At 72.2% G+C, this 12,534-nt stretch carries 8 protein-coding genes and 1 tRNA gene; 3 read left to right on the top strand and 6 right to left on the bottom strand.

Features of this window, described 5'->3' with window-relative positions:
* Window positions 1-31: 31 nt before the first annotated feature.
* The gene (locus ACFXGN_RS05310) at window positions 32-1,165 is read left to right on the top strand and encodes an acyl-CoA dehydrogenase family protein (protein WP_384853699.1); all 1,134 of its coding nucleotides are present in this window, start codon (window positions 32-34) and stop codon (window positions 1,163-1,165) included.
* A 40-nt stretch (window positions 1,166-1,205) separates the two neighbouring features.
* On the opposite strand, the gene ACFXGN_RS05305 is transcribed toward ACFXGN_RS05310, so the two are convergent.
* From ACFXGN_RS05305 to ACFXGN_RS05285, 5 genes are all read right to left on the bottom strand, one after another.
* Window positions 1,206-1,550 (bottom strand): rhodanese-like domain-containing protein, encoded by a 345-nt coding sequence (locus tag ACFXGN_RS05305; RefSeq protein ID WP_384853696.1) that lies wholly within the window; start codon window positions 1,548-1,550, stop codon window positions 1,206-1,208.
* Window positions 1,551-1,606: 56 nt separating this feature from the next.
* Complete coding sequence (locus tag ACFXGN_RS05300) at window positions 1,607-2,428, bottom strand: hypothetical protein (protein ID WP_384853693.1); 822 nt, start codon at window positions 2,426-2,428, stop codon at window positions 1,607-1,609.
* Window positions 2,429-3,309: 881 nt separating this feature from the next.
* Window positions 3,310-4,767, bottom strand: a complete 1,458-nt coding sequence (locus ACFXGN_RS05295) for a DUF2252 domain-containing protein (RefSeq protein ID WP_384853690.1) — start codon at window positions 4,765-4,767, stop codon at window positions 3,310-3,312.
* 448 nt (window positions 4,768-5,215) lie between these two features.
* Window positions 5,216-5,875: a response regulator gene (locus ACFXGN_RS05290; protein ID WP_384853688.1), complete on the bottom strand. Its 660-nt coding sequence runs from the start codon at window positions 5,873-5,875 to the stop codon at window positions 5,216-5,218.
* A 37-nt stretch (window positions 5,876-5,912) separates the two neighbouring features.
* The gene (locus ACFXGN_RS05285; protein WP_384853685.1) at window positions 5,913-7,652 is read right to left on the bottom strand and encodes a sensor histidine kinase; all 1,740 of its coding nucleotides are present in this window, start codon (window positions 7,650-7,652) and stop codon (window positions 5,913-5,915) included.
* A gap of 910 nt (window positions 7,653-8,562) precedes the next feature.
* On the opposite strand from ACFXGN_RS05285, the gene ACFXGN_RS05280 reads away from it, so the two are divergent.
* Complete coding sequence (locus ACFXGN_RS05280; protein ID WP_384854506.1) at window positions 8,563-10,695, top strand: peptidoglycan recognition protein; 2,133 nt, start codon at window positions 8,563-8,565, stop codon at window positions 10,693-10,695.
* A gap of 364 nt (window positions 10,696-11,059) precedes the next feature.
* On the opposite strand, the gene ACFXGN_RS05275 is transcribed toward ACFXGN_RS05280, so the two are convergent.
* Window positions 11,060-11,143, bottom strand: a tRNA-Leu gene (locus ACFXGN_RS05275).
* 532 nt (window positions 11,144-11,675) lie between these two features.
* Here ACFXGN_RS05275 and ACFXGN_RS05270 point away from each other — a divergent pair.
* Complete coding sequence (locus ACFXGN_RS05270) at window positions 11,676-12,533, top strand: FhaA domain-containing protein (protein WP_384853682.1); 858 nt, start codon at window positions 11,676-11,678, stop codon at window positions 12,531-12,533.
* Window position 12,534: the final 1 nt, after the last annotated feature.

Raw genomic sequence — 12,534 nt, 5'->3', positions numbered from 1 at the left:
GGCAAACGGGTCCCAACGGGAGGGCAGGGCAGTGGACTTCACCTTCACCGAAGAGCAGCGGGCGGCCGTGGAGGCGGCCGAGGCGGTCTTCTCCGACGTCGCACCCGACTCCGTACCCAGCCCCGCGCTCACTCCCGGCGCGGTCGCCGAGGACCTCGACCGGCCCCTCTGGGCCCGGCTCGCCGCCGCCGACCTCCTCGCGCTCACCGTCTCCCCACGACACGGCGGCTCGGGCCTCGACCCGGTCGCCCTCTGCCTCGTGCTGCGGGAATCGGCTCGCGTCCTCGCCCGCGTCCCCCTCCTGGAGACCAGCGCCGTCGCGATGACCGTCGACCGGTACGCGCCCCCCGGGACCGCCGCCCGGATACTCCCCCGCGTCGGCCGTGGCGAGCTGGTCCTCACCGCCGCCTCCCAGGGGCGCACCGGACACGACCCCGCCGAACGGGCCGTCACCGCACGCCGCGACGGCGACCACTGGATCCTCGACGGACAGCAGACCGCCGTCCCCTGGGCCCACGGCGCCGACCTCATCGCCGTACCGGCACACACCGCCGACGGCCGTACCGTCCTCGCCCTGGTGCCCCGCGCCCACGACGGTCTCGGCCTCACCGCGCAGTACTCCACCCACGGCGAACTCCTCGCCGAACTGCACCTCGACGGCGTCCGCCTCGACACCGCCGATGTCATCGACGCGGACGGCGCCTGGGAACGGCTGCGCGGACTCCTCACCACCGGCACCTGCGCGCTCGCCCTCGGCCTCGGCGAAGCCGTGCTCGCCATGACGAGCCAGTACACCGGGAAACGCGAACAGTTCGGCCACCCCGTGGCCACCTTCCAGGCCGTCGCCGTCCAGGCCGCCGACCGCTACATCGACCTGCGCGCCATGGAAGCCACCCTCTGGCAGGCCGCCTGGCGCCTCGGCGCCGACACGGGAGGCCCGCTCCCCGTCACGGGCGACATCGCCGTCGCGAAGATCTGGGCCTCCGAAGGAGTACGGCGGGTGGTGCAGACCGCCCAGCACCTGCACGGCGGCTTCGGCGCCGACACCGACTACCCGCTGCACCGCTATCACGCCTGGGCCAAGCACCTGGAACTCTCGCTCGGCCCCGCCGCCGCCCACGAGGAGGCACTCGGCGACCTGCTGGCCGCCCATCCCCTCGGCTGACGCGCACCGGGCGCCGCCCCCGGCGCCCCCGCCGCCCCCGTCAGAGGACGAAGGCCGGGCTGTCGCCGTCGCCGACCATCGGACGCCCGGCACCGTCCCAGGCGAGCATCCCGCCGTCGATGTTCACCGCGTCGAAGCCCTGCTGCACCAGATACTGCGTGACCTGCGCCGACCGGCCGCCGACCCGGCACATCACATAAGCCCGGCCACGGTCCGCGACCGCCTCCGTCACCTCACCGAAGCGGGCGACGAAGCCGCTCATCGGCACGTGCAGCGCGCCCTCGACGTGCCCGGCGGCCCACTCGTCGTCCTCCCTGACGTCCAGCACCAGGGCATCGGCCGGCACGGAAGCCGCGTCCACCGAGGGCAGCGGGGAGAAATTCATGGGAACGGCCTTCTCTCGTGAGTACCGCCCGAAGGAACTCGGACGCACCCGAAAACCTACTGCACCAGCCCCGCCAGCTCGCCCTCACGCTCGGCGACCTGCGCGAGCAGCTGCTCGGCGATCTCCTCCAGAAGACGGTCCGGGTCGTCCGGCGCCATCCGCAGCATCGCGCCGATCGCGCTCTCCTCCAGCTCACGCGCCAGCGCCGACAGCAGGTCCTTGCGCTGTGCCAGCCACTCCAGACGCGCGTACAGCTCCTCGTTCTCGCTCAGCCGCTCCTCGGCCGGGGCCGGACCGGCCTCCCACTCGGCGAGCAACTCGCGCAGCAGCGCCTCGTCACCACGGGCGTAGGCGGCGTTCACCCGGGTGATGAACTCCTCGCGGCGCTTGCGCTCGGCCTCCTCGCGGGCCAGGTCCGGGTGGGCCTTGCGCGCCAGGTCCCTGTAGAGCCTACGGACCTCGTCGCTGGGCCGGACCCGCTTGGGCGGCTGCACCGGGCCTTCGGTGAGCATCGCCGCGGCCTCGGGCGACAGGCCGTCCGAGTCGATCCAGTCGTGGAACAGCTCCTCGACCCCGGGCATCGGCAGCACCGCCGCCCGCGCCTCCTCGGCCTTCCGTACGTCCTCGGGGTCACCGGTACGGGCGGCCCGCGCCTCCGCGATCCGCGCGTCGAGCTCATCGAGCCGCGCATACATCGGACCGAGCTTCTGGTGGTGCAGCCGCGAGAAGTTGTCCACCTCGACACGGAAGGTCTCGACAGCGATCTCGAACTCGATCAGCGCCTGCTCGGCCACCCGCACAGCCCGCTCAAGCCGAGCCTCAGGCCGCTCGTCCTGCCCGACTCCGGCCTCGGACCGCTCGTCCGCCCCAGGCTCCACCCCTGACCGCGCCCCGGGCTCGGAACGCTCGTCCGCACCGGCCCCGAACTCGGCCTGATCCTGATCGGCCCGATCAAGCCCAGCATCAACCCCGGACCCGTCCCCGGACCGTTCGCCCTGCTCGGACCCGGACTCGAAACCAGGCTCAAAACCGGGCTCGAACCCCGCCCCGGTCCCTTCGGCCGAAGACCGCCCGGCCTCCGGCTGCCCGCCACCGGCCGCCTCGGGGCCCTCGTTCGCACCCTGGTGCACGCTCACGTCCACGCCCGTCCACGTCCTCGTTCCGGCTCGTCCCGGCCCAGCCTACGGGCCTCCGGGGGGCTTCCCCCCCTCCCCTCCCCCTCCCTCCCCACCCCCTCCACCCCTCCCACCGCTGCCCAGCCCGCACAGCGCACTGCCGCCGCCGGTCCGACATCGGCGGTCAAGCCCCGACGCCCCTCGCCACCGCCTGGGCGCCTCCTTCAGACCGCCGTCTTCCGGCCGCCACACTCCGCGCACCGCCGCCCCTTCGCGGCCGTCCCTTCGCGGCCGTCCAGCCGCCGCCCGTACGCGCCGCCCTCGCTCAGCCGCCACCCCTCGCCCCGGCCTTCCGAGTGCTTCCTCCGGTGCCGCCACCCATCTGCCAAGCCCGGTCGTCACCACCAGGCCCTCGCACGTCAGGCACTGCCATCCGGTCGTCACCGGTCAGACGGCTCAGGCGGCTCAGCCAGTCAGAAGTCAGGGAGCAAGCCACTCAGCCAGGCAACAACCCTCCCAGCGCCATCGCTCATCGCCCGGCGACCACCACCCAGCGGCAGTCGGCAGTCGGCAGTCGGCAGTCGGCAGTCGGCAGTCGGCAGTCGGACAGGGATAAGGGGAACGGCGGCCGGTGGTGGTGCCGGTCAGACGCCGAGTTCCGCCGCTATGCGGCCGGCTCGGACGGCGGTGAGCAGGTCGGTGTGGTCGGCCGTGGTGCGGTCGGCGTAGGAGACGGCGAAGGCGGCGACGGCTTCGTCGAACTCCTCGTTCTTGCCGCAGTACCCGGATATCAGGCGCGGGTCCGCGCTGTGGGCATGGGCGCGGGCGAGCAGCGCGCCGGTCATCCGGCCGTAGTCGTCGACCTGGTCCGGCGTGAGCGCGGCGGGGTCGACACTGCCCTTGCGGTTGCGGAACTGGCGCACCTGGAAGGGACGCCCCTGGACGCTGGTCCAACCGAGCAGGATGTCGCTGACGACCTGCATCCTCTTCTGCCCGAGGACCACCCGACGACCCTCGTGGCCCGCGTCCGGCACGGAGAAGCCCGCGGTCGGTAGGTGGGGCAGCAGGGCGGACGGTCTGGCCTCCTTCACCTGGAGGACCAGGGGTTCGCCCCGGTGGTCGAGGAGCAGGACGACGTAGGAGCGGGTGCCGACGCTGCCGGTGCCGACGACGCGGAAGGCGACGTCGTGGACGGTGTACCGCGCGAGGAGCGGCAGACGGTCCTCGGACACGGTCTCCAGGTAGGCGCCGAGGGAGGCGGCGACGGCTGCGGCCTCGGCGTCGGGGACCCGCCGGAGGACCGGAGGCGCGTCGACGAATCTGCGGCCTCCGCCTTCGGCGTCGGTCACGGCTTCGGTGGAGCGGGCCGCGAACCGGGCGCTGGTGTTGTTGCGCGCCTTGGCGGAGACCCGTTCCAGGGTGCCGAGGAGGTCCCGGGCGTCGGTGTGGGAGACGAGTTCCTCGTCGGCTATCGCGTTCCAGGAGTCGAGGGCGGGGAGACGGGAGAGCAGGCGCATGGTGCGCCGGTAGGCGCCTACGGTGTCGAAGGCCGCGGCGCGGCAGACGTCCTCGTCGGCGCCGACCTCGCGTCCGGCGAGGACGAGGGAGGTGGCGAGCCTCTTCAGGTCCCATTCCCAGGGTCCGACGACGGTTTCGTCGAAGTCGTTGAGGTCCATGACGAGTTGGCCCCGGGCGTCACCGTAGAGGCCGAAGTTGGCGGCGTGGGCGTCGCCGCAGAGCTGGGCGGCGATACCGGTGACCGGGGTGTCGGCCAGGTCGTGGGCCATGAGCCCCGCGGAGCCCCTGAGGAAGGTGAAGGGGCTTGCCGCCATGCGGCCGACCCTGATGGGGGCGAGGTCGGGAACACGGCCCAGGTTCGACTCCTCGACGGCACGGACGGCGTCCGGGCGGTCGGCGGCGAGGGCCGGACGGCTGTGCGCGGAGCGGGGGACGCGGTCGCGGAGTTCCTTGCCCATAGTCCTGGGAGAGGTGGCACCGGCTGCCCCGCGTCGAGCGAAGCCCGGGACGTGCGGGATACGAGCGCCGTCCCCGTCGCCTTCGGTACCGCGCTGTCCCGGCACCACGGCCTGGATCACGTCCATGGCATGTCCTCCCCCGATGCGAACTCCAACATCATCCGGCGCCGACGTTACCGCCGTGCCTCAGCGGCCGTCTCCCCCTGTGGAAAACGTCGGGACGAAGGCGATGCCAGCCTGTGGAAAACCCTGGGAGCAGCCCATTCCACACCGCTCGCCCCGCCACGGACTCGCCACCACGCCACCACCCGGCCGGGATCGCAGAACAGGCAGGACCACCCCCACCACCCAGCCTCGCACCGGAAGGGACCACCCTCCGCAACCGGAAGGAACCGCACCCTCACCTGGTCCGAAGCCGCGCCCGGCACCCGTACCCACTCGATCCAGGACCCAACATCCAGGGCCCGCACCCAGCACCCACAACCGCGCCCGCCCCGAAGCCCGTACCAGACACCCGGCACCTGACGCCTCGCACCCGGCACCGGCACCCGGCCGAATCCCCACCGGCCCGTCCCTACAGCCCCGCGTCCCTGGCGAGGAGAGCGGCCTGGACCCGGTTCTCACAGCCCAGCTTGGACAGGATGCGGCTCACGTATGTCTTCACCGTCGCCTCGCTCATGTGCAGCCGTCGTCCCGCGTCCGCGTTGGACAGACCCTCGCCGAGCAGCGCCAGCACTCCGCGCTCCTTCTCGCTCAGGCCCGCCACCCGGCCCCGCGCCTCCTCGGCGCGGGACGCCTCACGGCTGGAGGCCAGCCGCTCCACCACGTGCCGGGTCGCCGCCGGGGACAGATAGGCGTCCCCCGAGGCGGCAGCCCGTACCGCGCGGATCAGCTCCGCGGGCGCCGTGTCCTTGAGCAGGAACCCCGACCCGCCGTGCTCCAGCGCCCGCAGTACGTTCTCCCGCTCGCCGAACGTCGTCAGGACGATCACCCTGGCCGCCGGGGCCGCCCGGCGCAGCTCGGGCAGTGCCGAGAGCCCGTCGAGCACCGGCATCTGGATGTCGAGCAGCACCACGTCGGCCGCGTGCGCGCGGGCCTGCTCGATCGCCTGCCGCCCGTCGGCGGCCTCGCCGACGACCTCGATCTCCTGGTCCGAGTTGAGGATCATCCTGATCCCGGCCCTGATCAGAGGCTCGTCGTCGGCGATCACGACCCTGATGGGCTGGCCTGCCACAGCTGTTCCCCCGCGCTCCGGTACGAGCGGTCCCGTCCTACCGCGACTCGATCTCGTACGACTTCTTCTCGATCAGCTTGCCGTCCTTGAAACAGAACCGGAAGACGGGCTCCTTGTTGAAGTCGTCGCTGACCATCGAGGACATGAGTACCAGGCACTCCGCGCCCTCCGGCCGGGCAGGGCCCTTGCCGGAGAGTCCGGCCGTGGTGATCGTGTCGCCCGAGGGCAGCATGTCCCGGACCTTCGTCTCGGCCATCCCGACCTTCACCACGTCGTACTCCTCGGGATCGATCATGCCTTCCTTCATGGAGCCCACCAGGAAGTAGAGGCCGAAGCCCGCCGCGACGACGAGGAGCACCACCGCGGCGAACGCTATCCCGCACCCCAGCGCGACCGAACCGCCCGTGCTTCTGCCCCTGCCCCCATGCACCGCCATAGCGAGCTCCCGCTCCGTGAACGTCCAGTCGGCCGGTCCGACCACGACCGGACGACCATCGCCCACCAGGGGCCTCGTGGTCTGCTGCCGGAAGTCGTCGGCCGCATCGACCAAAGGCGCCGCTTCGGCGATCGGCGCGGCCCCGTACGGCAGCATTCCCGCGACCCGGAACCCGCCCCCGTCGGCCGGGCCCGCATGGCACATGCCGCCGACCAGACGCGCCCGCTCCGCGAGGCCGGTCAGACCCTGGCCACCGCTCACCACGTCCTTCGACGGGCCTTCCGTGGGCCGTTCGTTGACGACCTCGACGACGAAAGTGTCTGGCTCGTAGCGGAGTTCGACACCGATCGGGGTGCCCGGGGCGTACTTGTAGGCGTTCGTCAGCGCCTCCTGCACGATCCTGTACGCGGCGTGGTCGGCGGCCGGTTCCAGCGAGCGTGCCTCCCCCGACCGTCGCAGGCCCACCTCGGTCCCGGCGGCCCGTGCCGACTCGACAAGGCCCTCGATGCCCGCGATGCCCCGCGTGGCCCTGCCGGTCTCGTCCCCGGCCAGCGTGGTCACCGCCGCGTCGCCCGAGACGCCGCTGCCGTCCCGGAGTATTCCGACGACCTCGCGCAGCTCGTGCATCGCCGTCACCGACGCGTTCCGCAGGACGCCGACCACCTCGCGCTGCCGGTCGCCGAGCTCCCGGTCGACCTCCAGTGCCCCCGTGTGCACGGCGATCAGGGCCAGTTGGTGGCCGAGGCTGTCGTGCATGTCGTGGGCGATGCGCTGCCGCTCCCGCTGCCGCGCCTGCCAGACCACCATGGAACGCTCCCGCAGCAGTTGCGCGTTGTGCTCCTGGAGCGCGTGCAGCAGGGTCCGGCGCTGGGTCCAGTAACGGTGCGCGAGGCCCGGCGCCAGGATGGTGCCCAGGTAGAAGAGGGCCGCCATGAAGGCGAGCGTGAGCACCCGCTGCGAGTCCCAGGCGTTCAGGAGCGTTCCGCCGACGTTCAGCACGAAGGCCGCGATGAACGCGGCGAGGGCGCGCCCGGCGCCCACCACGTACCGTCCCGACGACCAGCCCACCACCAGCAGCAGGGGGCCGAGGCCCGGTATGAAGGGCGCGAGCCCGGCGGACACGACCAGCACGCTCGTGGGGAGCCGGCGCCGGGTCAGGGAGAGCACGGCGGAACCGGCGGCGACGGCGGCCAGCCGCCAGCCCTCGCCGCCGAGGATCTCCTCGGTCCCGGCACCGAGCAGCGCGACGACGGCGGCGAGCGCCAGCTCGCCGGTGGTCCTGCGCCCCGACCACTGCCCCGGCGCGGCGAACCACGCCCACGCGGCGGCGAGCGCGCCCACGACCCCGGCGCCCCGCCCCGGCCGGAGGGCCCGGCCGGGACCGGAGCCCCCGCCAAGGCTCGGCCCGGCCGGCTCCCCGCACCCAGCCACGGCCAAGGCCTCCGGCCCCGGCCCCGGCGAGCCGTGCTTCTCCGATTTCGACATAGCTTCCACGCTCGCACCCTAGGCAGCGGACCCCTCACCCGGCTTCCTCCTTTCGTCGCGCCCTGCGGCGACAAAAGTCTCGATGGAGGAGCCCTCCTCCCACCCGAGAAGCCCGTCGGACACTCCAAGCCGAAGATCGGCGATACGACGATCAGCCCGGACGACTCGAACCAGTATGAAGCGGCATGAATCAGCCCGACCTAAACCAGCACAAACCGCCCGAACAAAACCAGCCCGGACCAGCCCGGACCACTCCGAGTCACCCCGGACGACCCTCCCGAACCGCCCCGCTCGAATGCGCCAGGCCCACACCCCCGGTTCGCGATCACCGGACCCCGTACCGACCGACCTGTTCCGGGCCGTCCGCTTCGTACCGCCCCACCCGAAGCACCGCGCCCACCCGGGCCGACGGTGGCCGACAGACCTGCCGTACCAGGCCTGTACCTTTCCCCACGTACGTCATCGCGTACATCACCACGTACATCACCTGCGGCACGCGTGTCGATCTACCGCGTGCCCTCCGCGATGTTCTCGAAGGGCGGGCTGCGTGAAGCGGCGTCGAATATGGGGTACGGCCGCCACGGCGGTCGCGGTGCTGGCCGGGGCGCTGGTGTTCCAGGGGGTGAACGGCAGCGGCGAGCCGCCCGCCGGGCAGGACGGCGGAGCGGCCGGTCCCGTGAGCACCCGGGAACGCACCGCACAGCTGGCGACGAGCGCGGACAGCCGCAGCGCGTCCCTCCAGCAGGGGGACACCGCGCCGTTCAGCATGGTGGGCGTGACCTGGACCGATCCACGCGCGCGCGTGGGCGGCACGGTCGAGGTGCGGACCCGGGCCACTGGATCCGGGACCTGGTCCGGCTGGCTGCGGCTGGCGGACGACAGCGGCCAGGGCGAGAGCGGTGCCGCCCGAGGTGGCACCGAACCCGCCTGGGTGGGTCCGTCCGACGGCGTCGAGGTCCGCGTCACCTCGGCCGGAAAGTCCGCCGGAAAGTCCTCCGCCGGACTGCCCGCAGGGCTGCGCCTGGACATGGTCGACCCCGGCACCGGCGGTGTGCGGGGCATGGCCCCGGCGGCGTTCGCCCTGGAGTCCACCACGGAACCCACCGCCCCGGGCACGGAGTCCACGACCCCGGCACCGGACGGAACGCCGACGCCCGACGCCTCCACCACCGGTACGCCGTCCACCGCGCCGACGACGGGCGCGCCCACGACCACCGCCCCGACGCCGACGACCGGCACGCCCTCCGCGTCGCCCTCGTCCGCCTCGCCGTCCACGACGACGTCCCCGTCCACCTCACCGTCCACGTCGACCTCCCCGTCCACGACGGCGAGCCCGACGTCCACCGCGCCCACCACCGCGCCCCCGAGGCCGTCGACGGCCCCCCGGCCGCCGATCACCTCACGGGCGGGCTGGGGCGCGGACGAGTCGATCAGTCCGGAGGACCCGGGCTATCTGGCCGGTGGCCGGATCAAGGCGGTCGTGGTCCACCACACCGCCGAGTCCAACGCCTACACCTGCGCCGACGCCCCGAAGGTGGTCCGCGGCATCTACGCGTACCACGTCAAACAGCTCGGCTGGAAGGACATCGGCTACAACTTCCTCGTCGACAAGTGCGGTGTGGTCTACGAGGGCCGCAAGGGCGGGGTGGACCAGCCCGTCCAGGGCGCCCACGCCTACGGCTTCAACAGCGAGACCACCGGCATCTCCGTCCTGGGCACCTACACCGACGCCGCTCCCTCGCCGGAGGCGATGACCTCGGTCGCCCGGATCGCCGCGTGGAAGCTGGGCCAGTACGGCGTCGACCCGGCGGGCACCACCACCCTCACCGCGGGTGACGCGGGGACCAACTACTTCCGGAAGTCCTGGGCCAAGGGCGCCCAGCTCCCGTTCCCCGTCATCCACGGCCACCGCGACGGCTTCAACACCCAGTGCCCCGGCAACGCCTTCTACGATCAGCTCGGCACCGTCCGGAGCTGGGCCGCCGGGCCCGGCACCGCACCGGCCGTCAAGTCGATCACCGGCGCGAACGCGTCCGGCACGACGTACTACACCAAGGCCGCGATCACGGTGAACTGGGCGAACCCCACGCCCGCCGCCCTGATCAAGCAGTACGAGCTGCTCGTCGACGGCAAGCCCGTCGGCACCGCCGCGGGGAACGCGACCTCGGCCGGGGCCACCCTGGCGCGCGGCACCCACACCGTGGCCGTACGGGCCACCCACATCTCCGGCAAGCAGATCACCGGCCCGGCGGCGACCGTGATCGTGGAGACCACCGCGCCCACCTTCACCACCAAGCCCGCACTGGCCCTGCGTACCGGGACCGTGAACACCACCGCCGTCCCGGTCACCCTGAGCTGGAAGGCCGCCGACAGCAACGCGCTGAGGGAAGTACGGCTGACGGCGCCGCTCGCCTCGGTCTACGGGCCCACCGTCACCAGCGCCGCCCACACCGCCAAGTCCGGCGCCGCGACGGCCTGGAACATGACCGCGTACGACCGGGCGGGCAACACCGCCGCCGCTTCCGTGTCGGGCACCCCGGTGATCCTCCAGGAGACGGCAGCCGCCAAGACCGGCACCTGGACGGCCAAGTCGTCCACCAGTTACCTCGGTGGCAAGTCCCTCACCAGCTCGGCCAAGAACGCGTCCCTGACGTGGACGTTCACCGGACGGTCGGCGGCCTGGACCGTCTCCCGCGCGGCCACGTCCGGCCAGGCCCACGTCTACGTCGACGGAGTGAAGGCCGCCACGGTCGACCTGAAGTCGTCCACCACCAAGTACCGCGACGCGCTCTGGACCAGGACCTGGGCCACCAGCGCCAAGCACACCGTGAAGATCGTCGTGGTCGGCACCACCGGACGGCCCGCCGTCACCACCGACGGTCTCGTCTACCTCAAGTGACCGGAGGCGCCACCGGTGTCCGGTGACGCTTCTCCTCGACGGCCCGCCGGGTTCATCCGGCGGGCCGTCTCCGTTCGCGGAGACGGCCTCCGGCGGCCTGAGTGCTATCTCACAACGCCGAGCGGGCCGGGCCTGTCCGGCGGCCAGGGCCCGTGGGCGGACCAGCCGGATCCGACGGACCGCTCGAAACGATCGAACCGGACGAGTCGGCCGGACCGGACCGGAGAAGAAAACCGGAAGCCGGAAGCCGGAAGCAAGGAGCGAGGGAGAGCCGGACAAAAGCAAGGACGAACAAACCGGCACCCGGCCGACGGGCAAAAAGAAGCGGTCGGCATCGTGATCACGATGCCGACCGCTTCATCTGTGCGCGAGGGGGGAGTTGAACCCCCACGCCCTTTCGGGCACTGGAACCTGAATCCAGCGCGTCTGCCTATTCCGCCACCCGCGCATTGGGTGTGCTCCGGGCTCCCTCACCTTTCGGTGTGATCGCCTGGCGACATCTGAAGATTAGCACGTCGCAGGCCGTGGATTCACATCCGTTGTTTCGGCTGGGCTCGCGCAGAACAAGGTGAAGAGGGAGAGGAGGCCACAGTGACGGAGGAGTACCGGAGGAGGAAGCGGACGGACCGTCCCAGGACCTCCCGGAACCACCCCCGGAACCACCCCAGGACCACCCCCGGACCCGCTCCAGGACCCACCCGGGAGACGTCCGAAGACCGTCCGGGAACCCCCCGAGACCCCTCAGGACCCCCCGGAGACTTCCGGAGCGACCGTCCCGGACACCGCCCGGAGGGCCCTCTCGCCGTCCGCCCACAGCCGCGTGCGGGACACTGTCCACAGGCCACCTCTACGATCCCTGGGGAAAGCCTGTGAGAGGTGACACTCGTCCACAGGGCGGGGAAGGGGAACCAGCCGATTTCCCGACGCGTGGATACGATCAGTAAGCAGTACCAGGACGACAACGACGGAGGAGGTGCCCCATGGGAGTCATGAAGCGTTTCGAGCAGCGTCTCGAAGGTCTGGTCAACGGCACCTTCGCCAAGGTCTTCAAGTCCGAGGTCCAGCCGGTGGAGATCGCGGGCGCGCTCCAGCGCGAGTGCGACAACAACGCGCAGATCTGGAACCGCGAGCGGACCGTCGTCCCCAACGACTTCATCGTGGAACTGAGCGCGCCGGACTACGAGCGCCTCAGCCCCTACTCGGGCCAGCTCGGCGACGAGCTCGCGGGCCTGGTCAGGGACTACGCGAAGCAGCAGCGGTACACCTTCATGGGCCCGATCAAGGTCAATCTGGAGAAGGCCGAAGACCTCGACACCGGTCTGTACCGCGTCCGCAGCCGCACGCTGGCGTCGAGCACGTCCCAGCCGCAGCCGCCCGTGGGCGGACAGCCCTCCCACCAGCCCCACCAGCAGCAGGGCCCGGCGCAGGGCCGGGGCGGCTACGGGTACCCCCCGGCCGCCGCCCCGCCGATGCCCGCCTCCCCGCCTCCCGGCGCCCCCGGCCACCGGCCGTCGGCAGGGCCCCCCGGCCCCGCCGCGCAAGGTGGCGCGGGCGCCCAGACGCGCCGCTGGATCGAGATCAACGGCACCCGCCACCAGATCTCCCGCCCGACCCTGGTCCTCGGCCGCAGCACCGACGCGGACGTGAGGATCGACGATCCCGGCGTCTCCCGCCGGCACTGCGAGATCCGGACCGGAACGCCCTCGACGATCCAGGATCTGGGATCCACCAACGGCATCGTGGTGGACGGGCAGCACACCACCCGCGCTACGCTCCGCGACGGCTCGCGGATCGTCGTGGGCAGCACCACCATCGTTTACCGGCAAGCCGAAGGGTGAA

This window comes from Streptomyces sp. NPDC059247, assembly GCF_042754005.1.
Taxonomy (GTDB): domain Bacteria; phylum Actinomycetota; class Actinomycetes; order Streptomycetales; family Streptomycetaceae; genus Streptomyces.
This window is presented reverse-complemented; position numbering and strand designations above follow the sequence as displayed.

Coding starts and splice junctions, on each gene's coding strand:
- ACFXGN_RS05305 (WP_384853696.1), bottom strand. CDS start 1,550: ATGAATTTCTCCCCGCTGCCCTCGGTGGACGCGGCTTCCGTGCCGGCC.
- ACFXGN_RS05295 (WP_384853690.1), bottom strand. CDS start 4,767: ATGGACGTGATCCAGGCCGTGGTGCCGGGACAGCGCGGTACCGAAGGC.
- ACFXGN_RS05280 (WP_384854506.1), top strand. CDS start 8,563: ATGGTGGGCGTGACCTGGACCGATCCACGCGCGCGCGTGGGCGGCACG.
- ACFXGN_RS05270 (WP_384853682.1), top strand. CDS start 11,676: ATGGGAGTCATGAAGCGTTTCGAGCAGCGTCTCGAAGGTCTGGTCAAC.